Below are 23,335 nucleotides of genomic sequence, written 5' to 3'. Positions count from 1 at the left end.
AACACCATGAAGAAACTGGCTTTGATTCTCGCATTTGCGAGCATCGCAACGGGGGCGGAAGCGGCGGACCAGGTGCGCTTGGTGTTGGAACCAATTTGCAATACCCGAATCCTCTAATGGTGATACGTGGGCCAGCTCGCTGACATCCGACGGGGGTTTCGCGATCACCGACAAGGATTGCTCGGCGTTGCAGTTGCTCGAACACGCACCGCACCCTGCCTGGGCTGACATTCCGGTGAAGGAATTCGAGTCGCGCTGACGCGCATTGGTACGCCGCGAACGTTGACGACTGGCAGACTAATTGAACCCGGCCAGGTCCCGCTTTTGCAATATCACCCAAAGGAGAGCAATAACATGACACCTAGGAACCCGACCGATGTCGCACAGGTCAACGTCGACGCGCTAACCGAGCCGAACAGTATCTACTTCGACTTCGACAGCTATCAGGTGACGTACCAAGACGCGAACGTCCTGCTGCAACAATTCGCGGACTTTCTGACGAACCACCCGCAACAAGAAGTGCTGATTCAAGGCAATGCCGACGCTCTTGGCAGCGGCGAGTACAACCTGGCGCTCGGCGCGAGGCGTGCTAACGAGGTCGCTCGTTTGCTGTTAGGGATGGGGGTAACCGCCTCGCAGATCAAAACCGTCAGCTTCGGCAAGGAGCATGCCACCGGTCGGGACGAAGCGTCGCGGGCAAAAGATCGCCGCGCCGACCTCCTGTATATAAAATCCGGCCAGTCCAGCTAATTCGGTTGAATGTCCAACCTTCGGGGTTCAGTTCAAATCAAAATGAACCCGGAAAACAATGTGCTACCAGACCACCGCGCAGGCGCCGACGGACGAAGAGATCGAGGCCTTAGCGCGCGCACGCGAACCGCAGGTGTGGGCGCTCGATTCTCCCGACTTCTCATCGGCGCAATATCGCCGGGCGTCGATCGAGCATGCGGAGGATGTGCTTCTGGAGCAGCGTGGCCTGCCTCCGGTCAGGGCCTACGAGTAACTGAGAACGGAAAAGCATGGGAGGACCGACCCTGTCATTTGTTCTGTGTCGTTTCAAAATATCTCTCAACGGGGAAGCGAAATGAATCGAGCAACAGTTAAACAATCCGATCCGTCCGAACTTGCTGATCGAATAACGGAAATAGTCAAATCGAGCGATGCCCCGTGGCCCGGGCTTGACAACAAATATTTTGACGCGCTTTCAAATGAAATGATGCAGAGATATAAGCTGCGAATCTGGGACGATCTGTTCAAGGTCGAGCTCGGTTACATCGCCGCCATCGCAGCGCTACCGCCGATCAGCGACCCCCACGATCCGGAGTGGGCGAGGCTTATCGCCACGACCGAAGAGACAGTTGGGCGGAAGGACGCAATACGAGATTTCTTCGCCGGTCTTAGTACTTATTGCCTAGAGATCAAGGATCGCACAAACACTCTAATCGAGGAAGTAGCGTATTACGTCTCTCTTGTTGAACGGAAAACTCCAATTGTTATCCAATTTGGCGATATCTTCGGCGCGATGTTGTCGGGCATTGCGCTCATACCATATGTTGGCGGAGCCCTATCGGGTATCCTCCGCGGCATCGTCTCGATAGCGATTGACGCGATGGGCAATGGCGGAAGCGCCGATCCATTCGAAGCGAAGTTCCGTGCAACTTTGGAAAAGTATCGTGAGCAGGTTGAAAATCAGTTCAATCAGCTCGCAAAGGCTCATGTTGACGTGCTGAACCGCGTCGTGAGCAACTACGGCAAGCTCACTGACGTCACGGACCTAATCAATAGCCATCAGGTTGCGTGGCCTCAGAATATTCCCGACCTGTTTACCGAACCGGCGATGCGAGGTGCGGAGGTCGCGGTATGGCAAGGACTGCTTCCCGGGAGGTGGAAGCTCATCGACTACAATCGCTTCTTTATGAATGGAAACCGAGAGGAAGTCGTTGCGATGTTTAATAACGTCCCATGGGCCTATATGGCGAGCTGGGACGATGCTATCGTATGGGCGACCAAAGGCGGCTGGGTGACCGCGAGAGTATTGGGCAATGAAACTCCCGCCCTCGAGCATTTGGCACGTGAGAGCATCCATCGACTATTCGATATCTTGAAGGTCAATCGGGATAGTCTGTTCAACGGGAAAGATGGGTGGAGCCTAACTCGTCTTCCTTCTACGGCTGCGGAAAACCCAGTGAGGGAAATCTTCGGTGACTAGACAGTTGTGTAACTCTCATCCGCAGGGGACATTCCACTGGCGATGCTCCCCGAATGATCACATTATCAACAAAACTCCCTTGACGTCGTCGGCAATGCGCCGAGCAACTCGGACCTGTCGACGAGCTTGCTACCGCAAGGCAATCGACCCGCGCGCAAGTGACGGCGAAGGTGCAGCCTGGTGGGATGAAGTTGCAGATGAAGTCCGCGACGTCGTAGCAGTACGAACGATCAGGATCGCGGCAGAGTTTATTGCTTGGTGGCACCACGACTGGACGAGCATCAACGATACACTGCGCCAAGCAGCGAAGCGTCTTCGAGACGCGGCGCGAGCGATGCACCTCCGAGCACAGGAAAACGCCGGCCATGCCGGCGCAAGGAAAAGAGAGAACATGAGCTCCAAACCGACAGGCTACCTAGCTCTAATTGCGCAACGAGAGGCACTGGATGCGCAAATCAACGCCGCGCGCGAAGCCGAACGTTCAGCGGCGATCGGGCAGATCAAGGCCCTGATGAAGGACTTCGATCTCAGCGTTCAGGATCTGCAAGAGAAAGGGCATAAGCGCGACTCGAGACGCGTGCCGACCGTTCCGAAGTACCGCGACCCTGCTACAGGTAAAACCTGGTCTGGCAGGGGGCGACAGCCAGCATGGCTCGGTAACGATCCTGCAGCGTTCCTAATTCAGCCCGACCTGCTCGCCATCTGAGTAGGGTAGCCGCTCTTCGACCATTGATAGGAAAGGAAGTGTACAAAGATCTCATGAAACGCGGGAAACCAAAACTTACCCGTCAGGACGCCGAGCGTCTTTTTACGGGATTACCAAGCGGGAACACGAGCATGTCGGGCCGGCCCGTGAATCCATTCGAAGCCAGCGCGTTCGATACGGCCCAGCGCGCCGATGACGAAACCCGGCTCTGGAAAGACAATCTGATCACGCTACCGAGCGCGATCGCTTTGCCTGCCGGCTACGCGTCGCTGTCCCACTTGTGCGACGCGATAGCGCGCACTTTGCGGGTGAGATGGGTGAGGGACGCTGGCCACGAGGTTGTTGCCGAGTTTCCTGAAGGATGGAAAGCCGTTCGTCCGGCCACTGGCCCCATTGAACTGCGAGATCCGTCGAACGTGGTGCGAGCAGTGTATGGCTGGGCCGAGGATGCCGAGCTGCGGCTGTTGCCGCGCTATCTGGTCGAGACACAGTCGAACAGTTCGAGCGGGATGGGAAGCTTGCTGGTCCGCGATCGCGCCACTGGGCGGATTCTCGAACGTTCCTCGATCTGGTCCTCACTGACAGGCAGCAACCATCCGGATTGGGTTCGGCTTTCGGGGTGGCTCAGCTTACGCTATCCGCAACATCTGGACCCGTTGCGGTACTGGGACGATTGTGAGGCTAATGTCGGCCACGTCGGCACCTAGGAAATCGACCGATGGGCGAGAACAAGGTGCGCAGGGGAGCGGCTACGCTGGAGTGCCGCATGCCGGACATGGGAAACGGCCAGCAGTGTACGAGCTGTGGAGCACGCCTCCAGAGCGATCTGGTCGCTCACCCGTCCTCCGGATTGGCTGCTGGATGTATGGCACAACACGGGGCAGTGTGGATGCTGTCGGGAAGAGATCTTCGAAACGATTTTCCATTTTTCGGCACAATCGGCTTTATCTTCGGCCTGATTCAATGGTTCGGTTACCGCTACTTCAACAAATCCAACGTTGGTACCGAACTCTTGATGGAGCACATCGCCTTTAACTCGCTACTAATGACCGTGATGGTCCTCTGGTTCGCCAAGTGGAGTGTCGAGCGGTTTTGCATCACGCGGGATAGACCGCTTCTCCGTGCACTAATAGCGCACGTCAGTACTCGCGCCGTAGCCTTGGCCTCGGTCGCGGCTACGACCGTCATCGGTTTCGGGGCGGCCGCCGCTGTATGCCGCAATATTGGCCCGGCCCTATGGACCTGGTATTTTTCGCTTTACCTCGTTGCGATGGCCGAGATCGCCGCGAATCCGTTCTTCGGGCCGAACCACTCCAGGCTGTATCGCTGCGCGATGGTCATCGTCATTGTTTCGCCCGTCGCCGCTTCATTCATGCGTTGAGGCGAGCCGTCGCCGAAGTGTTGGGCGACATCTGTAACGCGTGGCGCATCGACACCTCGCTAGACCGTGGTGAGCGAGCCAGTTGTGACAAGCGGTGGCGAAGCCATTCGCCTCGGACTTGAGGCAGTTGCTCCACTTTTCGGGATCGAAGGCACGTAGGAAAACGGAAGGGCGAACGACGTGAAGCAATTTCAAGCGGATGTCGGCGAAGTGACCTGCCCCCATCAATAGGGCCAATGGGCTTCTAGCAAAGTCCCTTTAAACCAACTCCTGGAAAGCGGCAGGAGTATCCGCGGTTGCCCGGTGCTTCGCCGCAAACTCTGACGGCGCAAGGTAGTTCAGTGCGCTGTGCGGCCTTTGCTCGTTGTAGTCCTGACGCCATGCCGCGATGACAGCCCGAGCGTGCGCGAGCGTCGTGAACCAGTGCTCGTTAAGGCATTCGTCGCGGAACTTGCCGTTGAACGATTCGATGTACGCATTCTGCGTTGGCTTGCCCGCCTGAATCAACTTCAGCGTGACGCCGTTCGAATACGCCCACTGGTCAAGCACGCGGCTCGTAAATTCGGGGCCCTGGTCTGTTCGCACGGCCTTGGGATAGCCACGGAAGCGAGCTGCACGGTCCAATGCCCGAGCGACATACAAACCTGAGATGCCATGGTCGACGACGATGTCGACAGCCTCTTTCGTGAAGTCGTCGACGACGGTCAGGCACTTCACGCGCCGGCCGTTGGAAAGCGCATCCATCACAAAATCGATTGACCACACCTCGTTGGGCGCACCCGGCAATGCCAGTTGCTCGCGCTCAATCATTACGCCGTGGCGCTTGCGACGGCGCCGCACAGCCAGCCCTGCCTCACGGTACAGACGATAGATGCGCTTGTGATTGGCGTGCGTGCCTTCGCGTTCCACTAGGGCGTGCAATCGGCGGTAGCCGAATCGACGACGTTCGTGTGCCAACTCCACCAGACGCGCCGCTAGCACCTCATTCTCGTGGTCTGGCTTCGCGTCGTAATGCAGCACGCTGCGAGAAAGCCCGACAAGCCGGCAGGCGCGGCGCTCGGAGATGTTGACCTTCTCCCGAATCGCCGATACTGCTTCGCGTTTGGCTTGCGGGCTCAGGGCTTTCCCTTGACGACGACCTTCAACGCTTCCATATCGAGCATTGCTTCGGCCAGCAGCTTCTTCAGCCGGGCATTCTCCACCTCGAGGTCCTTGAGCCGGCGGGCTTCCGAGACTTCCATGCCGCCGAACTTCGCGCGCCAAGTGTAGAACGACGCATCACTGAACCCGTGCTTCCTGCACAGTTCCTTGACCGGCATACAGAGGTGGCCTCGCAAATTCGGACAGACGGGTAAGCCAGTATGACTTTCCGTGAGGCGGGGGCTGGCCTGGCGTGGCGAATTCAACGCGGGTTAGCATTGCTGCCAGAGCCGCACGGTGTGGGCAGGGCCACACCCGGCGATTTCCACCACGGAGGCCAGCATGAAGGACGATAGCACGGTGTACGTTGGGTTGGATGTGCATAAGGAATCGATTACGGTCGCATATGCGATCGACGCAGTCGAGGTCGAATCGCTTGGCAAGATCGGCACAACCCAAACGGAGATCGATCGACTATGCAAGCGGCTGCAATCAAAGGCTTCGCACGTGCGTGTGGTTTATGAGGCGGGTCCGTGCGGCTACGGGCTGCATCGGCAACTGACGCAGCGCGGCTTCGAGAGCATGGTCTGTGCGCCATCGCTTATTCCGAGGAAACCTGGCGAGCGCGTCAAGACGGACCGGCGCGACGCCGCGAAGCTCGTTCGTTCTCTTCGTGCAGGCGACCTGACTGCCGTGTATGTGCCGGGTGTCGAAGACGAAGCCTTTCGGGATCTAGCGCGGGCGTGGGCAGCCGTCAAGGAGGATTTGCGGCAAGCCCGGCAGCGACTGAAGTCGTTTCTGCTCGCTCATGGCGTGGGCTATACGGGGCGCGCGAACTGGGGTGAATCGCACCGACGCTGGCTCTCCGAGTACTCGTTCGCTAATGCATGGCAACAACTGGCATTTGAAGAGCATCGGCGCACGATCGAGGATCGGCTGGTGCAGTGTGGACGACTGGAGGCGGCATTGCGCGATGCCGTCGTCAACTGGCGCTTTTATCCTGTGGTGCTGGCTCTGCAGGCGATGCGCGGCGTGCAGTTTGTTACGGCTGTCGGCATGGTTTCAGAATTGGGAGACCTGTCGCGCTTCACGCACCCACGTCAGCTCATGGCGTGGCTTGGTGTGACGCCCTCGGAGCATTCGTCGGGCGGCAAGCGGCGTCAGGGCAGCATCACCAAGACTGGCAACAGCTATGCCCGCAAGCTACTTGTTGAGGCAGCCTGGAGCTATCGGCACGTGGCACGCATTGCGCCGGAGATTCAGCGGCGACACGAAGGGCTCCCCAAAGCGATTATCGATCGGGCGTGGGATGCGCAGTTGCGACTGTGCCGGCGATATCGCAAGCTCGTGGCCCGCGGCAAGAATGCCAACATTGCGGTCGTTGCCGTTGCGCGCGAATTGGCCGGTTTTATCTGGGACATCGCCCGACTCGCGATGGCGCTTGCATTGCCGCGTAGCGTGCAGTCCACATGAGACCGGCGACACGTTGATATGGATAAGCGATGAACTGATCGTGCAGGGAGTTTCCTGAAGGCGGCGTAGCCCGGTATTCGAGCAATCCGCGTTTCCACTTCGCAACGGGCAGTCCCCGACTTGCGTTTTAAGAAAGCGGCAGGCTCACGAGACGGAACTCTGTAATGCGGTATCCAACCCGCGTATGTCAGTGTGATCCACCGTCGAGCATTATTGCTACGTCGCCCTCAGGAAATTTCAAAACCTATGGAAAGAGCTTGAAAACCGATCGTGCTTGACACGGAAAGTCATATCAGTGGAATGCCCGGGGCCTGAGCCAGCGATAATGCAGGCAAAGGAACCGGAAAGATGACGAAGAGAACCCGACGGACGCACTCAGCGGCGTTCAAAGCGAAAGTGGCCCTGGCGGCGGTCAAGGGCGAGCGCACGCTGGCCGAACTGGCGCAGCAGTTCGATGTGCACCCGAACCAGATCACGGAGTGGAAGCGGCAACTGCAGGAGCGTGCGGCGGATGTGTTCGGCGCGGCCGCTCCACCGTCGAACGAGCCGCCGGTGGACGTGAAAACGCTGCACGCGAAGATCGGACAGTTGACGCTGGAGAACGATTTTTTGTCAGGAGCGCTCGGCAAAGCCGGACTGCTGAGCGCAAAGCGATGATTGACCGTACGCATGCGCTGCCGGTTTCGCGACAGACGCGACTGGTCGGCATCGCGAGATCGAGCGCGTATTACCGGCCGCAGCCAGTGAGCGAGGCGGACCAGTTGCTGATGCGGCGGATGGACGAACTGCACATGGAGTTTCCGTTTGCCGGAGCGCGGATGCTGGCGCGTCTGTTGCGCCGGAAAGGCCATGAGGTCGGCCGCCGCCGCGTGCGCACGCTGATGAAACGCATGGGCGTGGAAGCGCTGTACTGCAAGCCGAACACGAGCCGACGCAATGCGCAGCACAAGATCTGGCCGTACCTGCTGCGCGGCATGAAAATCGCCCGGGCCAATCAGGCGTGGGCACTGGACACGACATACATTCCGATGGCGCGAGGCTTCGTGTACCTGACGGCGGTAGTGGATTGGTCAAGTCGCAAGGTGCTCTCGCACCGGGTGGCGATCACGCTGGAAGCCATGCACGCCGTCGAGGCGCTGGAAGAGGCGTTCGCGCGCTACGGGCAGCCCGACATTGTGAACACCGATCAGGGCAGCCAATTCACGGCGAACGCGTTCACGGAAGCCGTATTGGGCCGAGGCATCCTGCTGTCGATGGACGGCAAGGGAAGCTGGCGCGACAACGTGTTCGTCGAACGGGTGTGGCGAAGCATCAAGTACGAAGAGGTCTACCTGAAAGCGTACGAGTCGGTCAGCCATGCCCGGCGCTCCATCGGCGAATACATCAACTTGTACAACCGGAATCGGCCCCATTCGAGCCTAGCGGATCAGACGCCGGATGAGGCATACTTCGCGACGCTGCCTGCGATCAAATCGGCAGCATGATTGCCTCGGACGCTCCACTTAAAAATCTCAGAAAACTGTCCGAACGAGCGAGGCCACCTCTGAGTGATTCGACAACAGCAAAAGCATCGGCAGCGTAATGGTCCATATCATGCCCGCCTGAGACCTGCGACGAACGGCCATGACCGCGCCGGTCATGTGCGATTACGCGGTAGCCTTGCTCGAGGAAAAAGAGCATCTGCGTATCCCAGTCGTCGGAAGATAGCGGCCAACCGTGATGGAAGACAATGGGCTGCGCGTCTTTCGGGCCCCAGTCCTTGTAGAAAATCTCGACATTGTCCTTTGTGGTGACGTACGGCATGGTGATGCTCCTTGACATGATCGCGGGAATAACCGGTTGACATGATCCGGCTCCCGCGCGGCAGAAATGACTCTTCGATGGAGAACCGCGAAGAGTGAACGCAACAAAACAATGGGAAACAGACGTTGTGACGAAAAAGCGAGCCGTCTGAAGCAGACTAACAGTCCTGCAACGTATTGGAATCATGCTGGGTGTTGCTATTTGTGAAACACGGTGTGCTATTTGGGCGCGCTACAGCTCGCTCCACGTCGTATCTACGATTTGTTTCACTGTTCGATATCCGGAATATCGAAAACATCGGCCGGAATGACTGTGTTTTCAGCAACCCAATCTAAGGATCAGGCTGTGAAAGAGGGCAATATTCGCGAGCGCGACCTAGCGGTTTCGCCTGCCGATGCGACGCATCGGCGCCGGCCTGTTTGCGTAGCAAAATACGAGTATTCGATCGCTTTCTGTGAAACGCATATGGACGCACGCGTCGAGCCGCCGTTCCCTGGCTGTTCGACGGCACGCCGGCGGCGATTGCTATTGCCCGCGCGATCGCCGCGTTCGTGGCAATATGCGGCTTTCGGGTATCCGCTCGCCCGGCATGGGATTTCACTCAGGGGATCGTATTTATGGACGGCGAAACCTGCGTCTTCAATGACCTGCGCCCTCGATTGCAGAAAATCGCGTATCGAATGCTCGGATCGGTGGCTGAGGCCGAAGACGTCGTGCAGGACGTCTGGCTGCGCTGGTTCGCGGCAGACCGCGGAGCGATCGAGAATGGTGAGGCATGGCTGGTCGCGGTCGCGACGCGCTTATCCATTGATCGCCTGCGCGCTGCGAAAGTTCAGCGCGAATACTACACGGGCATATGGTTGCCGGAACCGGAGATGACTGACTCCCCGACTACGCCGGAGCAGGCCAAAGAGCGTGCCGATGAAGTGTCCGTCGCGTTTCTGCTGCTGCTCGAGCGGCTTACGCCCGAGGCGCGCGCGGCGTTCCTTCTGCGCGAGGTATTCGACGCCGATTACTCAGAGGTCGCGCTGGCCATTGGCAAGAGCGAGGCAGCGTGCCGTCAGCTTGTCAGCCGCGCAAAAACGCAACTCCGCGACGAGCGGCCACGCTATGCTGTCTCGCGCGAAACGCACCGGCGGCTGCTGGAGGGTTTCGCACAGGCAATTCAATGCGGTGACTTCCACGCAATCAACGCGCTACTCTCCGAGGACGCCATCCTGATTGCCGATGGCGGTGGCAAGGTAACAAGCTTTCCGGAGCCGATGGTGGGCGGCAGGCGCATTGCGCAGCTCTTCTATGCGTCGCATTTGCGCTTTCATAGCGACATGCAGCTCAAGCTCGTGCTGCTCAACGGCGAATGGGCGCTGCTGCGCTATTGCGAAGGTCAGCTCGAATCCGCGCAGTCGTTCGAGACGGACGGAGATCGAATCGTTCGCATACATGTTCAGCGCAACCCCGAGAAGTTGGCACGTATCGCAGCCGTGCACGGCAACGGCTGATTCCGCGCGTTGCGCACGCGCACCGGTAACGCGGTGCGTGGCACCGAAGCGCGCGAAATGCGCCGCGCACCGAAAAAAACTCCGGCCTTGCGTCACAACGGCATGCGTTGGCACGTCTAGTCATCAGGGACACTACGATTCTCGCTTCCATGACAGACTATTCATCGCACCCATCAAGCGGCCCTGACGACCCGTTGGCAAGCAGCTTCGCAACCAGCTATGCCGGCGTTGTATCGTTTCTCGCAGTCGCGAATGAAGGCAGCTTCGCACGTGCGGGCGACCGCCTGGGCATTGGCCGCTCCTCGGTGAGCCGCAATGTGCAGAAACTCGAAGCCCAACTCGACGCGCGCCTTTTCCAGCGTACAACGCGCAGCACGTCGCTCACGTGCGAGGGCGAACTCTTCTACGAGAACTGCCAGCCGGGTCTTGCGCGCATTGCGCAGGCGCTCGAAGACATGCGGGAACTGCGTAACGGGCCGCCGCGCGGCCATTTGCGCATCGCCTCGACACCGGGCTTCGGGCGCAAGGTTGTTGCGCCGCTGTTGCGGGGTTTCCACGCCCAGTATCCCGACATTTCCCTTGAACTGCTGCTCGGCGACCGACCCACTGATTTCACTTCGGATCGCGTCGACGTGTCGTTTCGCGAAGGACGCATGGAGGACAGTGGCATTGTCGCTCGCCGGTTGATCCCCATGCAGATGATCGTCTGCGCGTCGCCCGCCTATGCACGGGTATATGGTTTGCCACGGCATGTCGCAGACCTGGCCGGCCATCGCTGCATTAATCTGCGGACGGCAACGGGACGCATGAAGGAGTGGGAATTCAAGGTGGATGGCCTTTCGCAACGTTGCCAGCCCATCGCCCTTCACACTTTCAACGATCCCGACCTGGCCCTGGAAGCCGTGCTCGACGGCTTGGGGCTGGCGCAGCTGGCCGCCTACCAGGTGTGCGATCTGCTGCGCGATCAACGGCTCGTTGGCTGCCTCGGCCAGCACGCCCCCGATGACGGCGGCCACTACCTCTGCTACCTCAGCCGAAAGCTGCTGCCGGCGCGCATTCGCGTGTTCGTCGACTACATGACAGAGCATACGCGGCTGCTCGACCTCGAGTGTTCGACGCCGCTGGCCATGGCGCAGACGCACGAGCGGCAGCCGGCATGAGGGCAGCGATTGGTGCATGACGGGCAACACAGTGAGTGCATGTCATGCCCTAGCGCAAAAGTCAGCGCATACCTAGCATCGCTGATGGATGGACCGGTCGCGGTGGCAATCTGTAGACGCAAGATTTTCCGGAGCAACGTTATGAGGATCGTCGCAATGAGTGGTACGGGACCCTCCGATAGCAAGAAGGCGATGACGGGAGCCAGTGTGTTATGAACGAACCATTGCTGCCCCCGCCTCTGACCTTGCTCGACAAGTATCACGGCAAGGAAGGGCAGACGCTGTATTCGACGACCGTCACCGTAACGGGCGGCGAAGCGGGGCACGGTCGCGCGTCGGGCGTTGCGTGCTCGGACGACGGCCAGTTAGCGGTTGAGCTGCGCCTGCCTGAAGCATTGGGCGGCCACGGGGGCGGCACGAACCCGGAACAGCTTTTCGCAGCGGGCTATGCGGCCTGCTTTCATGGCGCCCTGAATCTGTTCGCCGCGCGCGCCGGAATCGCGCTCGCTGACAGCGCAGTGGATGTCACGGTCCAGTTCAGGCGTGATCCGGTGGATGGACTCTTCGTGCTCAAGGCGCACACACACGTGCGTTTGCCGGGCGTGGAGCGCTCGCTCGCCGAGTGGCTCGTTCGCGAAACGGAACGCTTCACGCCCTACACAAAGATGGCGCGGCAGGGAATCGAGAATGTCGTGGCGCTCGCCCCTCCAGAAGATACCCGCTGAGTCTCCGGGCTTCGCGTCCGAGATGCTACATCGCAATTGTTCCCTGCTTGAGATTCTCTGGCTGTTCGCCCAGCATCGATCGCAAATCGCGCTCGATCCGCGCGCACAACGTTGAAATCGGCACGTCGTTCGCGCTTCCCTCAAACGGATTCTCCGTGCTGTCGCCAACCTGTTCGAGCGACGTATACATCCACGATACGGCCACGCTGCATGGTACAACGAGCCATATCATGTTCCCCTGCATGAAGCCGCTTACGCCTTCGTTGAGCTTGTCGAATTCGTGGAGCAAACCAAAAGGAAAAAAGAGGCAGAAGAAGCGGACGAATAACGCGCTTACGGTAGCGTATTGGCGAGGATACGGGAAATTTTTCAACTGCTCCGCCTTTGCCTGCAATGTAATGAAATCTCCAAGCGTATGGTGTAGCTCAAGATAGAAAGATAGATTCAATTCCCCAGCCGCGTGGCGTTCTTTCAGGAACGCACTTTGGCTACCCAGCAGGGCGGTCGCCGCATTTGGGGCGCCGAGCGTGTGCGAGGTTTCTGCTGGGGACAAATATCTGTGCAGCGTTTCTTGAAGATTTCCTTCCCATTCCGGGACCTCGTAATGCTGACGGAATTCGACGTTGTATCCTTTTCCCATGTTTTCCCATACACGCCGGCGGCGCAGCGCGTAGCGCAATGCGGTGAGCCATGCGAGATGTCGCGCGATTAGCTCACGGCTGACTCTGATGTCGTTCGGGAAATTGCGGGCGAGCTGTCCCCAGCGCAGGCTTGCGCTCCTGATGCTCGTCCAGATGTCCAGAGCGTCCATTGCCCTGTTGTATGTCTGAACGTTCTTGAAACCAACGATGAATGACGTGGCGGTGCCAAGCAGCAACACGATCGTGAGCGGCACCGACAGCCATGTCATTCTGAAAAACTTGAACAGGATCACGGGCAGCGTGCCCCAGATCGCGAGCGCATAGAGTTGTCTGCGGGTCGAGAATAGAAATTCGGATAACGTATAGGATTTGCCGAGATGCATGTCGTAATGGCCTCACGACGTGGTGAATGATCGGGTGCGGGGAGACCACACGATGCATTCTCTCCCCACTTGCATAAGACGTTCGGTGCGCGCGTCGTGTGACATCGAAGCAGCGACGGTTGTTGGCCCGAGTATGCGGTCAAGGACGCGACGCGATTGATGCGCAAAGGACAACATGATGGAGCCGCGCATCGCGCTACCGAAACGTGCTGCGTCGGACTACGATGGATCAACGCAACGATCCTCGTCCGACATCTCAATCAGTCGAGGTTTGATCATCGTCTACATAAGGAGAAGCACATGACGCAGCGTATCAACTATATTCACCAGTCGCCGGAACTCTTCAGGAAGTACATGGAATTCAGCAATCAGCTGAAAGAGAGTGTGATCGAGGAGTCGATTCGCGACCTCGTTTCGATGCGCGCTTCGCAAATCAACGGCTGCGGTTTCTGCGTTGACATGCACGTGAAGGAAGCGCGCATGCACGGCGAGCGCGAACTGCGCATTCATCATCTGCCGATCTGGCGCGAGTCCACACTTTTCTCGCCGCGTGAGCGCGCCGCCCTCGCATGGACTGAAGCGCTGACGGAATTGAACGCATACGGCGTCGCCGACGATATCTACGAGCGTGTACGCACGCAGTTCTCGGAGAAAGAGCTTTCAGACCTGACCTTCGACGTCATGGCTATCAATGGCTGGAACCGCGCGAATATCGCGTTCAGGACCGTGCCAGGTTCGGCGGACAAGGCATTCGGCCTCGACAAGGCAAACCTCGCCTGACCCCCCCGTACCTTGTTATCACAACCGGCCCGCCTATGCGGGCCGTTTCACTGGAGCGTCATCATGTCGGGGTTTAAACGTATCGTAATCGCCACGTTTCTCGTTACGCAGATGCTTGTATGTTGCGCCAGGGCCTCGCCCCCGCTCGCTATCGTCACCCCCGTCATGACCATTCCGCTCAAGGACTGCCCGGGCAAGGAAGCGCTGATGATCAGCGTGGAATACCCGCCGGGTGCCGTAGATCCCGTGCACAGACATAACGCTGATGCCTTCGTCTACGTGCTGGAAGGCTCGATTGTCATGCAGGTTAGGGGCGGCAAGCAGGTTACGCTCTCGCCGGGGCAGACTTTCTACGAAGGCTTGAACGACGTCCACACGGTTGGGCGCAATGCGAGCCATACGAAGCCGGCTAAATTTATCGTACTGCTGCTCAAAGACAAGGGCGCACCGCTCCTCGTGCCGGCGAAATGAACGACGCCTCCCTGGCGTGATTCGAATGCAGCGCGACGGCAGCCGATGGCGCTGAGCGCCGGGGCGACGGGATGCTTCACTTCGAGAGTTGCGCCGTAACGAAATCGACGAATACGCGCGCGCGCGTCGGCATGTTTTTGCCGAAAGCGTGAATAGCGTGCACGGGGACGCACGCGAGCGCCTGATCGGGTAGTACAGCCTGCAGCCTCCCGGCGGCGAGATCGGCCCGTACGGCGATTTCCAGTATTTGAGCGATACCCAGTCCGTTCAATGCCGCCACGCGCATTGCCTCACCGTTATCAGCGTCGAACCTGCCTTCGATGGAGCTGGACGTTCCATCGGCGAAGTTCAAGGGGTACGGTCGGCCATTGAGCCGGTAGCGCACATGCCGATGTGCAGCGAGATCTGCAGCAACACGCGGTGATCCCCGCTCGCGCAGATATGCAGGCGCCGCAACCAACACCAGCCGAAGACTGGTGATCGGCAGCGCATGCAGGCCGCTGTCTTCCAGCCATCCCGCCCTGATCGCGATATCGATGCGATCGCGGATCAGGTCGGCATGATGGTCGCTGACGCTCACGTCGAGTGCGAGTTCCGGGTGGTTTGGCAGGAGTTCCCGAGTGATGGGGTCGAGCAAAAAGCGACCCAGTTCGCCAGGCAGGCTTACACGCAGTCTTCCTGCGGCGGCGGCTGGCGATCGCAATACTTCTTCGGCGCCCTCCAGGCCGCGCATCAGCGGGGCAATGCGCTCATAAAACGCCTGACCTTCAATCGTCAGAACGGAGGCCCTAGTCGAGCGCTGGAATAACGTGACGCCCAGGCGCTTTTCGAGCCTTGCCACGCTTTTTGACACGGCCGACGTCGTCGTACCCAAAGATTGCGCCGCAACCGTGAACGAGCCCGTCTCGACGGAGCGAACGAACGCGGGAAAGCCGCTAAATTTATCCACGGACATGATGACAAAGTGGAAAGAGTGAAATGACCTACGAGTGACTTCAACCCACCAGAAGCCGTTGCTAAATTCTGGCTCTACGCCGAACAGGTGGAATATGACGGAGAAAACATGAATCGACTCGCAAACAAGGTTGCTGTTGTTACTGGCGCAAATAGTGGAATCGGATTGGCCACGGCCAGGCTGCTGAATGAAGAGGGTGCGAATGTCATTATGGTGGGCCGACGTCCGGATGCCGTCGATGCAGCCGTGGCCGAACTTGGCGACCGGGCAATCGGACTGACGGGAGATCTCGCGAACCCGAAAACGCACGACGAAGTGGCCGCGCTAGTGTCGAGGCGCTTTGGAGGAGTTGACATATATTTCGCGAACGCGGGAGTGAATACTATCGAAGCATCGAACGAAGTGAGCGAAGACTCCTATGACCGTCACTTCGCGACAAACACCAAAGCAATTTTCTTCGGGGTACAGAAGATCGCGCCACTCATGAGAGAGCGTGGCGCCATTCTATTGACGAGTTCGATCGCGAGTTCGAAAGTGTTCGAAGGACATGCAGTCTACGCGGGTACGAAGGCCTCAATCGAGGCCTTCGCGCGGAGTTGGGCTTTGGAGCTTCAGGCGCGTGGCATTCGCGTGAATGTACTGAGTCCCGGGCCGGTCGACACGCCAATACTGACGAAGCTGGGTATCGCGCATGACGAGCGACCGGCGTTCGAGGCTGCCGTCGCAGGGCGTATTCCGCTAGGCCGTCTCGGACTTCCTGAAGAACTCGCACGCGCGGCGCTCTTTCTCGTGAGTGACGAGGGCAGCTTCGTCAACGGCGTCAACTTGCGTGTCGACGGTGGCATGTCGCTCAGTTGATAGCGCCCGTGGCGCGGCTCAGTTCGCCGCGCTTTGGTAGGTCGCGACATAGCGAGCCCGAGCGATGATCTTCCCGTGCATTTGAAACGCAACGAGTGCAGGGCTAGATGCCGGGCTCACGTCGATTTGCGGGACATCGAGTGCGTACGCCGTAACGACATAACGATGTGGCTTGCCTTGTGGTGGACACGGTCCGCCATACTTCGATTGGCCGAAGTCGGTCAGCGTTTCGGTGACCCCGGGCGGCAGCAGATTCACGTTGCCGGAGGCGCCCTTTTGCAGAGACGTCTGTGAGGGCGGTATGTTGACAACAGCCCAATGGGTCCAGCCGAGACCGCCCGTCGGCGCGTCGGGGTCATGAATCGTCACGACGATGCTGCGAGTACCGGCTGGCGCGTTTGACCATGTCACGTGCGGTGACACATTCTCGCCGTGGCAGCCGAATCCGCTGAACACTTGTTCATTCCTGAAACGGCCGTGATCCAGATCGGCAACTTTCAGCGCAAACGTTTCGGCGGTCGCGACGCCGGGCAGCGTTGCGAATAGCGCGCAAGCGCAAACAGCTTTTCGTGGCATGGGAAGGGATCGCATGGCAGGCTCCTGTGGATTGAAGGGCTCCACGCGCCGCGTGCGCACGTGGAGATAGCAGTCATGCTCGAAGAAATTCAGGTGCGGGTAACGCTTAACGACAGTGTCATGCACGGGATGCGCACCAGTCGCTTCCGGATACGGAAAGTGAGTCCCGATCGCCGAGGGTGATTGTCAATTATCCGGTATTAATTAGTAATCCCACGTAACAGGAACAAAGCGAAAGCCGTCGCCGTTCCTTGCAATGTGTCCGATGGATGGGAACGCGACGTGCGCTGCGGCAAGCAAAGCGCCCGTTTCCGCGGCTTCGTTGAACAGCGCGAGACGCACGTCCACTGCACCTTCAGGATCATGCTCGAAGCCATTCTGCCAATCCGGATTGTCGAAGTTGACTTCGAAAATCGCATCTCCTACGAACGTTAGCTTCTCGCCGTTTGATGTGACGTCCACGACGCAGTGCCCCGGTGTGTGCCCGCCCGTCACGCGCGCCGACACGCCCGGTGCGACTTCGACTGCCTGATCGAACTGCACGATATTCTCGCGGTAGAGTTCCACGAACTTCGCAGCAGCCTTGCGTAGCGCAGGCGGAACCGTCTCCGGCATCACCGTCTTGCTGAAGTCCGGGTTTTTCCAGAACTCTACTTCCGAGGCCGACACGTGGATGCGCACGTCCGGGCGTAGCCTGGCCTTGACGCCATCGACGTTCAAGCCGCCAACGTGATCCATATGCATGTGCGTAATCACGATGTCAGTGATTGCAGCAAGGTCGATACCTGCCGACTCCAGTCGCGCTACTGACTGTCCGGCCCGCGTGAAGTATTCGAAGCCATCACCCACGCCCGAGTCGATCAGAATGAGCTGCCCGCCGCTGCGCACGAGTGCAATATTCAGCGCCCAGTCGAACATGTCTCGTTGCAGGAAACGACCATCGAACCATTCGTTGCGATCCGCTTCGCTCACATTGGTGGACATGGTGGAGGTGGGCAGCGGTAGAACGCCATCGCTGATCAATACGACATCGATGTCACCCACGCGCACCGCGTAACGGGAAGGTACGAGTTCAGCTGAACCCTGTTTGCCCAGGTTGGAAGTAACGGGCTGCACATTGTGAGTTGTCTTGCTCATAATCCATTGTCCTATTGCTTCAGTTGGGGGGATCCGGTACACGCGGCGCGGTTCACGAGAGCGACCACGGGTTTTGCGCGTATCGCTTTGCTCGCAATTCAAGCGAGCGTGTGACGCATTGTAGTGAGGGACGGGCGAGTGCCGGTAGGATCGCGAGTGCGTATGCCATGTTGTCTCGACGGCAACAATCCAGGTCGTACAGCCGGCGAAATGCAATGCCAGCGACAGAAGGTAATCCCCCAAGAAACCGGTGTGATCAGAAGTAGAATTTTCTCGTTGAGGGAGTTCTACAGAATGAAGAAGTCGAGATTCACGGACAGCCAGATCATGGACGCGCTCAAGCGCGTGGAGGCAGGGCTGGCGGTGCCGGACCTGTGCCGGGAGCTGGGCATCAGCACGGCGACATTCTACAAATGGCGCTCGAAGTACGGCGGCATGGACGTGTCGCTGATCGCGCGGATGAAGGAATTGGAAGCCGAGAACGCGCGGCTGCGCAAGATGTACGTCGAGGAAAAGCTCAAGGCGGAGATCGTAGCGGAGGCGCTCGCAAAAAAGGATTGAGGCCATCTTGCCGGCGCGAGATGGCCAAGCGTGCGGTGTCCAGCCGGGGCGTGTCGATTCGGCTAGCGTGTGAGGCGCTCGGAATCAGCGAGACCTGCTACCGGTACGTCCGGGTGCGTGATGCCGAGAACGACGAGATTGCCAATTGGCTGCTGCGTCTGACCGACAACCATCGGAACTGGGGTTTCGGGCTGTGCTTCCTGTACCTGCGCAACGTGAAGGGTTTCGGCTGGAATCACAAGCGGGTGTACCGGATCTATCGCGAGCTCGAACTGAACCTGCGGATCAAGCCGCGCAAGCGACTGGTCAGGCAGGTACCGGAGCCGCTGGCGGTACCGTCCGCCGTCGACCAGGTCTGGTCGATGGACTTCATGCACGACCAACTGGCCGATGGGCGTAGCATCCGGTTGTTCAACGTGATCGACGACTTCAATCGCGAGGCGCTTGGCATCGAGATCGACTTCTCGCTGCCGTCGGAGCGAGTGATCCGCGCGCTGCGACAGATTATCGGTTGGCGCGGCAGGCCGAAGGCGATTCGGTGTGACAACGGGCCCGAGTACCTGAGCGCGGCGATCACCGAATGGGCGAAGCAGTATGACATCAGGCTCGACTATATCCAGCCGGGCAAGCCCCAGCAGAATGCGTACGTTGAGCGATTCAATCGGACCGTGCGGTACGAATGGCTGTCGCAGTACCACTGGGAGGATCTGGACCATGTGCAGCGTTTCGCGACTGACTGGATGTGGACTTACAATCACGACCGCCCAAACATGGCCGCCATAATCGACCTGTTTAGCCGGCAGGTGGTGGGCTGGTCGATGCAGCCGCATATGAAGGCCGAGCTGGTCACGGACGCGCTGCGCATGGCATGGTTCCGGCGCCGCCCAGAAGCCGGCGTGATTGTGCATAGCGACCGTGGCAGCCAGTATTGCAGCGGACTCTTCCAGGACACGCTCAAGGCGTACGGCATGCGTTCGTCGATGAGCCGGCGTGGCGATTGTTGGGATAATGCGCCGACCGAAAGTCTGTGGGGTTCGCTGAAGGTCGCACGACTGCACGGTCGGCACTTCGTGACGCGGCGTGCTGCGATGGATGAAATCGTCGACTGGCTTGGTTTCTACAATGCCCGCCGACTGCATTCGACATTGAACTACGTCAGCCCCATGACGTTCGAGAAGAATTGGGCCGCAGCTCAACGAGGGCAAGCGGCCTGATGGCTTCAGCTATGGGATTCGTGGAACAGGGGCAAGGTCAGTGCTCCCGCCGGGGAGGGGTCGGTCGGCCGTTCTGCGCGTTTTTACACGGCCTCGGCCGATGACGGACAACGCCACATCATTCAGCTTTGGTCGAGCAGCGCCTCACCCCAAATCCTGATGACAGACGAAAACTGGCCCGGGTTGCTAGCTTCGACCTTGATCGCTTTGGGGATAAAGCTTGCCCCTTGGTATTCCGGTGTCGCCGAATATCTAGTGACCTTGCCCGCAGCTGCCATTGGGGCGATAACGTTGCGGTCCATAGATTGCTTCAGGGCCACAATGTCGACTGGTACGTAAACGACGTTTGCCCCAAAATCCGGGCCGCCGAACTCGCTGGGCATCAGCAACACTTTCCCAAGTGCTCCGCTTTTGTATAGCGCTTCCGCTTTCTCGAGAGAGTCGACATCTGAAAAATCTGGACCAGTCGGCTTCGTCTTGCTCTTGCTCTTGAGCCAATCAAAAATCACTGTTTTCTCCTAATGCGAGATGGCCGGTTTTGGCGAACGCCGACGTTCCTCGCCAGCGTTCCCACCGGAAATCCACGAAGAATCTATTTTGTTCAGTGCGGGCGCCGCCGAACACTGCGAACGACTTCGTCGAGAACTGGTTTGATGCGCTGCGCGAGCTTCGGATGCGCATGGAGGAATCGCGCTAGCGGCGGCGATACCCGGTAGTACGTCCGGATCGCCCATCGGCCCGGCTTCGTGGTCCGGAGGACATTGTCTCGGAATCCACGGAGAGCGAGGACCTCCGGTGCGTCGTAGTTGCCATAGACCGCGGACGCAATGAAGCACATGCCGAACCGTTTGAACGTGGCTGCGCAATACGGGCAAACGGAGCGCTCCGGCCGTCCCCGGTGCGTGATGATCCGCGGGACCATCTTCTTCTTGCATGCAATGCATTCGACGCGATCATCGCGATGTTGCGAGGTGGGCGCCCGCGATTGTCTTTCGACGATCCGCACTTTGGCCGCGCGCGGACCTCGATTGTTTGAAGTCGCGTCGAACTCGACTATGTCACCGTCGCGTGGCGCCTCGGCCCCGATGACGTCGCTGACGTGAAAGAAATAGTCGGTGGCTGCTTCCCCGTGGATAAAGCCGTGGCCCTTATCCTTCGAGAACCACTTTATGGTTCCTCGCATGGTTCTGGTTTTGTAGTTGGTTGGTCGAGTTCGTAATGATATCCGTCCGGCGCCTGGTCGCCCGACGTGTTGTGGCGTTCACCAGCTACCACCGATCTCGGTCGGGCATGGCGTCCACCGCGATCGCGATCCGATCTTCAAACAGAAAATCTCGATGCTCGCTCGGCGAGTGGATTTTCGGGAACTGGACATAGTCCTGGCCGTCGACTTCGATCCACTTCGCCAACTGGACGAGTTTTCGATATCGTGCTGCGTCTTCGAGTACCGGTGCGATCGGCCACGTATCGAAGGTGACGACGGTCGCGTCGACAATGCGCTGCGCCAACATCTTGAAGATCGGACCAATCTCGTTCCAGTCTCCTTCTACGCGGGACAGCATGTCGAGAACCAGCTGCGTATCGCAGGCGCCGAGCTCTCTCTCGATCAGCCTTCGCAGGTCGCCATGCAGGCGCGTTGCGAGGATGCTTCCCAGTATCAATGCGCCGCGTGGTATCGCCAGGACCAGCGGGTGTTCGCCACGGTAGGCCTGAAGCACGGACGCAAGCTGATTGGCTGCGTCGCGGCGGTCGTCGAAGATCATTTCACCTCCTGTTGGCACGAGGGCGTGCGTTGCTGTGCGCTGACGCGAAATCCGGTTGTCGAAGTCGAAGCACGGTCGGACCTGCGGTCGTCCGGATCGCCGTCTAACCACACGTAGCGGTCAAAGCCGTTCGAGTCGTGCGAGGATCTCATCGGTCCGGCGCAGCAGCGTGCTGTTCCGCTCAGCCGTCTGCCTGACAGCATTCAGTCTTGCGCGCCAGTACGCGGGGTCGGTTATGGATGCCTGCTTGTGGAAGCAGGACCGGGTCTGCTCTAGCAGACGAATGGATCCTTCGATATGTGAAAGCTCGCGTTCGACGTCGCAGTACCAGTTCATGCATGGTCTCCGTTGCATTGAATGACTCATGTTGGATTCCCGATATCAGTCACGTCTTGATTTCACTCAATGCATCGAATTCATCCGATTTTTCGGTGACTGAAAAATGATTCGCAGTACTGGATCGAGCGATTTCACGCCGCACGGTGAGACGAGAAGTTCGACGCGAAGACCGGGCAAGCAATCCGGCCCGGTCTCGCAAGGCGTGCGCATCGGTATTTCGATGGCATTGCGTCAGACGAATCGGGGAACGTTTCGATCGCTCGCGTCTGCCGGATGACCTGCATCAAGAACGCTTGGCCGGCAGGAGCGAATATTCATCTTCTTGCATGTCGACTTCGACCGACATGTTCCGTGCCTTCTGCGTCTTCACGTTCATGATACGGACACCATCATGCCCGCCTTGTTTACGAACACGTCGAATCGCCAGATCATTTCCCGTTCCGAAGCATCGGCACTGAGCGTGTCGGCTGCCATGCCTCACCAGCATCACCCGATCGACGGCGACGGCGACCGGCTGCTGAGTCCCCACGAAATCGCGATCCTGATGGTGCTCGCCAGCGAGCCGCGGCGCCAGCAGGGCGATCTCGCCGACCTGCGCTGCCTCGTCGATCGCGGTCTCGTTCGACTGGATGCAGCGTCGCTTGCCGAGGCGCCCGCCTGCCTGTCGGCCGACGGGCACCAGATGGTGTTGCGACTCGCCAGACGCGATCGCGCCAGGCAAGGGCGCAACGTCGACGTCACGACGGCGTTTCGCGCGATCGCGGCGGAGACATCGGCCGCGATCGCGCACCACGCCGCGCACTGACCTGTATCAATTCCACGCGGTGCAGCGGGCATTACTGTTGTTTTCATCGATTGCGGACAGGAGTCGATGGCCATGAAAACCGACAGCGAGCTGAAGAAGGACGTCGAGCAGGAGCTCGAGTGGGATCCGTCGATCGATGCGGTGCGCATCGGCGTGGAAGTGCACGAACGCATCGTGACGCTGACCGGACACGTTTCCAGCTATCTGGAGAAGATCGCCGTGCGCAAGGCCGTCGAGCGTATCGAAGGCGTGCGTGGCATCGTGCTGGAACTCGGGGTGCGGACGGACGACGGCAAGCGCCGCTCGGACGAGGACATCGCCGTCGCCGCACGCTCGCTCCTGCAGTGGGATGCCGGGCTCGGCGAGCAGGCCGTGCACGTGACCGTCGAGAACGGGTGCGTGACGCTGTCGGGCGAGGTGATGTGGAGCTACCAGATGCAGGAGGCGGAGCGGGCCGTCGAGCGGCTGCGTGGCGTCACCCGGATCATCAACGAGATCCATGTCCGGCCGCATCCGACGCAATCCGACATCGCGGGCAAGATCCAGGCGGCCTTGATTCGGCATGCAACGGAAGAGGCCGCACACGTCGGCATTACCGTCCAGGATGGTTGCGTGACGTTGACCGGCCAGGTGGGCTCGCTGAGCGAACGGCGGCTTGCCTTCGATGCCGCGTGGTCGGCGCCCGGCGTGCGCGACGTGGTCGATCAACTTACCGTTGCATGATGGTTCGGGCGGCGGCGGACATCGATCGATGGT

25 protein-coding genes and 3 pseudogenes are annotated in these 23,335 nt (G+C 59.3%); 18 read left to right on the top strand and 10 right to left on the bottom strand.

Annotated features, from left to right (window positions below):
- Positions 1-354 precede the first annotated feature (354 nt).
- The 6 genes from DM992_RS40620 to DM992_RS40590 all read left to right on the top strand — a co-directional run bounded on the left by DM992_RS40620 (position 355) and on the right by DM992_RS40590 (position 4,296).
- The gene (locus tag DM992_RS40620; RefSeq protein ID WP_111021841.1) at positions 355-750 is read left to right on the top strand and encodes an OmpA family protein; all 396 of its coding nucleotides are present in this window, start codon (positions 355-357) and stop codon (positions 748-750) included.
- A gap of 58 nt (positions 751-808) precedes the next feature.
- On the top strand, positions 809-1,003 hold the full coding sequence (locus DM992_RS40615) for a hypothetical protein (protein ID WP_111021840.1): 195 nt from the start codon (positions 809-811) through the stop codon (positions 1,001-1,003).
- 81 nt (positions 1,004-1,084) lie between these two features.
- Positions 1,085-2,209: a hypothetical protein gene (locus DM992_RS40610; RefSeq protein WP_162631879.1), complete on the top strand. Its 1,125-nt coding sequence runs from the start codon at positions 1,085-1,087 to the stop codon at positions 2,207-2,209.
- A 79-nt stretch (positions 2,210-2,288) separates the two neighbouring features.
- Positions 2,289-2,915: an H-NS histone family protein gene (locus DM992_RS43635; RefSeq protein ID WP_343212493.1), complete on the top strand. Its 627-nt coding sequence runs from the start codon at positions 2,289-2,291 to the stop codon at positions 2,913-2,915.
- Positions 2,916-2,968: 53 nt separating this feature from the next.
- On the top strand, positions 2,969-3,622 hold the full coding sequence (locus tag DM992_RS40595) for a hypothetical protein (RefSeq protein WP_111021838.1): 654 nt from the start codon (positions 2,969-2,971) through the stop codon (positions 3,620-3,622).
- A gap of 11 nt (positions 3,623-3,633) precedes the next feature.
- Entirely contained in the window at positions 3,634-4,296 is a 663-nt protein-coding gene (locus tag DM992_RS40590; RefSeq protein ID WP_111021837.1) for a hypothetical protein, read from the top strand.
- A gap of 258 nt (positions 4,297-4,554) precedes the next feature.
- Here the strand turns inward: DM992_RS40590 and DM992_RS40585 are convergent.
- Positions 4,555-5,615, bottom strand: a protein-coding gene (locus tag DM992_RS40585; protein WP_111021836.1) for an IS3 family transposase whose coding sequence is annotated in 2 segments (ribosomal slippage) — positions 4,555-5,417 and positions 5,417-5,615 — 1,062 coding nt in all. Because the reading frame shifts where the segments join, the coding sequence is not laid out codon by codon here.
- 163 nt (positions 5,616-5,778) lie between these two features.
- Between DM992_RS40585 and DM992_RS40580 the strand changes: the two genes are divergently transcribed.
- Positions 5,779-6,909 carry an IS110 family transposase gene (locus DM992_RS40580; protein ID WP_111021690.1) on the top strand — a complete coding sequence of 377 codons (1,131 nt, stop codon included), beginning with the start codon at positions 5,779-5,781 and terminating at the stop codon, positions 6,907-6,909.
- Positions 6,910-7,257: 348 nt separating this feature from the next.
- A protein-coding gene (locus tag DM992_RS40575; RefSeq protein ID WP_111021695.1) for an IS3 family transposase occupies positions 7,258-8,393 on the top strand; the annotation gives its coding sequence in 2 pieces (ribosomal slippage) (positions 7,258-7,522 and positions 7,522-8,393; 1,137 coding nt in all).
- A 61-nt stretch (positions 8,394-8,454) separates the two neighbouring features.
- On the opposite strand, the pseudogene DM992_RS40570 reads toward DM992_RS40575, so the two are convergent.
- A pseudogene (locus DM992_RS40570) lies at positions 8,455-8,712 on the bottom strand (alpha/beta fold hydrolase); the annotation flags it as partial.
- Positions 8,713-9,329: 617 nt separating this feature from the next.
- Between DM992_RS40570 and DM992_RS40565 the strand changes: the two are divergent.
- The 3 genes from DM992_RS40565 (at position 9,330) to DM992_RS40555 (ending at position 12,096) form a co-directional block, all read left to right on the top strand.
- Positions 9,330-10,211, top strand: a complete 882-nt coding sequence (locus DM992_RS40565; RefSeq protein WP_111021835.1) for an RNA polymerase sigma-70 factor — start codon at positions 9,330-9,332, stop codon at positions 10,209-10,211.
- 149 nt (positions 10,212-10,360) lie between these two features.
- Positions 10,361-11,371, top strand: coding sequence for a LysR family transcriptional regulator (locus DM992_RS40560; protein WP_111021834.1), 1,011 nt, complete (start codon positions 10,361-10,363; stop codon positions 11,369-11,371).
- A 212-nt stretch (positions 11,372-11,583) separates the two neighbouring features.
- The gene (locus DM992_RS40555; RefSeq protein ID WP_111021833.1) at positions 11,584-12,096 is read left to right on the top strand and encodes an Ohr family peroxiredoxin; all 513 of its coding nucleotides are present in this window, start codon (positions 11,584-11,586) and stop codon (positions 12,094-12,096) included.
- Between the two features lie 25 nt (positions 12,097-12,121).
- Here the strand turns inward: DM992_RS40555 and DM992_RS40550 are convergent, their stop codons facing one another.
- Positions 12,122-13,120, bottom strand: a complete 999-nt coding sequence (locus tag DM992_RS40550) for a bestrophin family ion channel (RefSeq protein WP_111021832.1) — start codon at positions 13,118-13,120, stop codon at positions 12,122-12,124.
- A gap of 300 nt (positions 13,121-13,420) precedes the next feature.
- On the opposite strand from DM992_RS40550, the gene DM992_RS40545 reads away from it, so the two are divergent.
- Together DM992_RS40545 and DM992_RS40540 are read left to right on the top strand one after the other, a co-directional pair.
- Positions 13,421-13,900 carry a carboxymuconolactone decarboxylase family protein gene (locus DM992_RS40545; RefSeq protein ID WP_111021831.1) on the top strand — a complete coding sequence of 160 codons (480 nt, stop codon included), beginning with the start codon at positions 13,421-13,423 and terminating at the stop codon, positions 13,898-13,900.
- Positions 13,901-14,011: 111 nt separating this feature from the next.
- A complete protein-coding gene (locus tag DM992_RS40540) occupies positions 14,012-14,371 on the top strand; it encodes a cupin domain-containing protein (RefSeq protein ID WP_239511597.1) in 360 nt (119 codons plus the stop codon).
- A 76-nt stretch (positions 14,372-14,447) separates the two neighbouring features.
- Here the strand turns inward: DM992_RS40540 and DM992_RS40535 are convergent, their stop codons facing one another.
- Positions 14,448-15,326: a LysR family transcriptional regulator gene (locus tag DM992_RS40535; protein ID WP_111021829.1), complete on the bottom strand. Its 879-nt coding sequence runs from the start codon at positions 15,324-15,326 to the stop codon at positions 14,448-14,450.
- 108 nt (positions 15,327-15,434) lie between these two features.
- Between DM992_RS40535 and DM992_RS40530 the strand changes: the two genes are divergently transcribed.
- Positions 15,435-16,184, top strand: a complete 750-nt coding sequence (locus tag DM992_RS40530) for a glucose 1-dehydrogenase (protein WP_111021995.1) — start codon at positions 15,435-15,437, stop codon at positions 16,182-16,184.
- An 18-nt stretch (positions 16,185-16,202) separates the two neighbouring features.
- Here the strand turns inward: DM992_RS40530 and DM992_RS40525 are convergent, their stop codons facing one another.
- Positions 16,203-16,775: a YbhB/YbcL family Raf kinase inhibitor-like protein gene (locus DM992_RS40525; protein ID WP_111021994.1), complete on the bottom strand. Its 573-nt coding sequence runs from the start codon at positions 16,773-16,775 to the stop codon at positions 16,203-16,205.
- A 189-nt stretch (positions 16,776-16,964) separates the two neighbouring features.
- A complete protein-coding gene (locus DM992_RS40520; RefSeq protein ID WP_111021828.1) occupies positions 16,965-17,897 on the bottom strand; it encodes an MBL fold metallo-hydrolase in 933 nt (310 codons plus the stop codon).
- Positions 17,898-18,191: 294 nt separating this feature from the next.
- Here DM992_RS40520 and DM992_RS42565 point away from each other — a divergent pair.
- Positions 18,192-19,231 (top strand): annotated as a pseudogene (locus DM992_RS42565) (IS3 family transposase); the annotation flags it as partial.
- A pseudogene (locus tag DM992_RS42560) lies at positions 19,229-19,672 on the top strand (IS3 family transposase); the annotation flags it as partial. The pseudogenes DM992_RS42565 and DM992_RS42560, both read left to right, overlap by 3 nt.
- A 122-nt stretch (positions 19,673-19,794) precedes the next feature.
- Here DM992_RS42560 and DM992_RS40505 read toward each other — a convergent pair.
- From DM992_RS40505 to DM992_RS40490, 4 genes are all read right to left on the bottom strand, one after another.
- On the bottom strand, positions 19,795-20,181 hold the full coding sequence (locus DM992_RS40505) for a hypothetical protein (protein WP_111021825.1): 387 nt from the start codon (positions 20,179-20,181) through the stop codon (positions 19,795-19,797).
- A 92-nt stretch (positions 20,182-20,273) separates the two neighbouring features.
- Complete coding sequence (locus tag DM992_RS40500) at positions 20,274-20,855, bottom strand: cold shock domain-containing protein (RefSeq protein ID WP_111021824.1); 582 nt, start codon at positions 20,853-20,855, stop codon at positions 20,274-20,276.
- 85 nt (positions 20,856-20,940) lie between these two features.
- On the bottom strand, positions 20,941-21,435 hold the full coding sequence (locus DM992_RS40495) for a hypothetical protein (RefSeq protein ID WP_239511557.1): 495 nt from the start codon (positions 21,433-21,435) through the stop codon (positions 20,941-20,943).
- 120 nt (positions 21,436-21,555) lie between these two features.
- Positions 21,556-21,771 (bottom strand): hypothetical protein, encoded by a 216-nt coding sequence (locus tag DM992_RS40490; RefSeq protein ID WP_111021823.1) that lies wholly within the window; start codon positions 21,769-21,771, stop codon positions 21,556-21,558.
- 394 nt (positions 21,772-22,165) lie between these two features.
- On the opposite strand from DM992_RS40490, the gene DM992_RS40485 reads away from it, so the two are divergent.
- On the top strand, positions 22,166-22,579 hold the full coding sequence (locus DM992_RS40485; protein ID WP_111021822.1) for a hypothetical protein: 414 nt from the start codon (positions 22,166-22,168) through the stop codon (positions 22,577-22,579).
- A gap of 72 nt (positions 22,580-22,651) precedes the next feature.
- Entirely contained in the window at positions 22,652-23,302 is a 651-nt protein-coding gene (locus DM992_RS40480) for a BON domain-containing protein (RefSeq protein ID WP_111021821.1), read from the top strand.
- Positions 23,303-23,335: the final 33 nt, after the last annotated feature.

The sequence above is a fragment of the Burkholderia sp. JP2-270 genome (assembly GCF_003233675.1).
Taxonomy (GTDB): domain Bacteria; phylum Pseudomonadota; class Gammaproteobacteria; order Burkholderiales; family Burkholderiaceae; genus Burkholderia; species Burkholderia pyrrocinia_C.
This window is presented reverse-complemented; position numbering and strand designations above follow the sequence as displayed.

Coding starts and splice junctions, on each gene's coding strand:
- DM992_RS40490 (WP_111021823.1), bottom strand. CDS start 21,771: ATGAACTGGTACTGCGACGTCGAACGCGAGCTTTCACATATCGAAGGA.
- DM992_RS40485 (WP_111021822.1), top strand. CDS start 22,166: ATGCCCGCCTTGTTTACGAACACGTCGAATCGCCAGATCATTTCCCGT.
- DM992_RS40525 (WP_111021994.1), bottom strand. CDS start 16,775: ATGCGATCCCTTCCCATGCCACGAAAAGCTGTTTGCGCTTGCGCGCTA.
- DM992_RS40610 (WP_162631879.1), top strand. CDS start 1,085: ATGAATCGAGCAACAGTTAAACAATCCGATCCGTCCGAACTTGCTGAT.
- DM992_RS40555 (WP_111021833.1), top strand. CDS start 11,584: ATGAACGAACCATTGCTGCCCCCGCCTCTGACCTTGCTCGACAAGTAT.
- DM992_RS40615 (WP_111021840.1), top strand. CDS start 809: ATGTGCTACCAGACCACCGCGCAGGCGCCGACGGACGAAGAGATCGAG.
- DM992_RS40530 (WP_111021995.1), top strand. CDS start 15,435: ATGAATCGACTCGCAAACAAGGTTGCTGTTGTTACTGGCGCAAATAGT.
- DM992_RS40595 (WP_111021838.1), top strand. CDS start 2,969: ATGAAACGCGGGAAACCAAAACTTACCCGTCAGGACGCCGAGCGTCTT.
- DM992_RS40540 (WP_239511597.1), top strand. CDS start 14,012: ATGCTTGTATGTTGCGCCAGGGCCTCGCCCCCGCTCGCTATCGTCACC.
- DM992_RS40550 (WP_111021832.1), bottom strand. CDS start 13,120: ATGCATCTCGGCAAATCCTATACGTTATCCGAATTTCTATTCTCGACC.
- DM992_RS40545 (WP_111021831.1), top strand. CDS start 13,421: ATGACGCAGCGTATCAACTATATTCACCAGTCGCCGGAACTCTTCAGG.
- DM992_RS40480 (WP_111021821.1), top strand. CDS start 22,652: ATGAAAACCGACAGCGAGCTGAAGAAGGACGTCGAGCAGGAGCTCGAG.
- DM992_RS40495 (WP_239511557.1), bottom strand. CDS start 21,435: ATGATCTTCGACGACCGCCGCGACGCAGCCAATCAGCTTGCGTCCGTG.
- DM992_RS40520 (WP_111021828.1), bottom strand. CDS start 17,897: ATGAGCAAGACAACTCACAATGTGCAGCCCGTTACTTCCAACCTGGGC.
- DM992_RS40565 (WP_111021835.1), top strand. CDS start 9,330: ATGGACGGCGAAACCTGCGTCTTCAATGACCTGCGCCCTCGATTGCAG.
- DM992_RS40535 (WP_111021829.1), bottom strand. CDS start 15,326: ATGTCCGTGGATAAATTTAGCGGCTTTCCCGCGTTCGTTCGCTCCGTC.
- DM992_RS40560 (WP_111021834.1), top strand. CDS start 10,361: ATGACAGACTATTCATCGCACCCATCAAGCGGCCCTGACGACCCGTTG.
- DM992_RS40500 (WP_111021824.1), bottom strand. CDS start 20,855: ATGCGAGGAACCATAAAGTGGTTCTCGAAGGATAAGGGCCACGGCTTT.
- DM992_RS40580 (WP_111021690.1), top strand. CDS start 5,779: ATGAAGGACGATAGCACGGTGTACGTTGGGTTGGATGTGCATAAGGAA.
- DM992_RS40590 (WP_111021837.1), top strand. CDS start 3,634: ATGGGCGAGAACAAGGTGCGCAGGGGAGCGGCTACGCTGGAGTGCCGC.
- DM992_RS40620 (WP_111021841.1), top strand. CDS start 355: ATGACACCTAGGAACCCGACCGATGTCGCACAGGTCAACGTCGACGCG.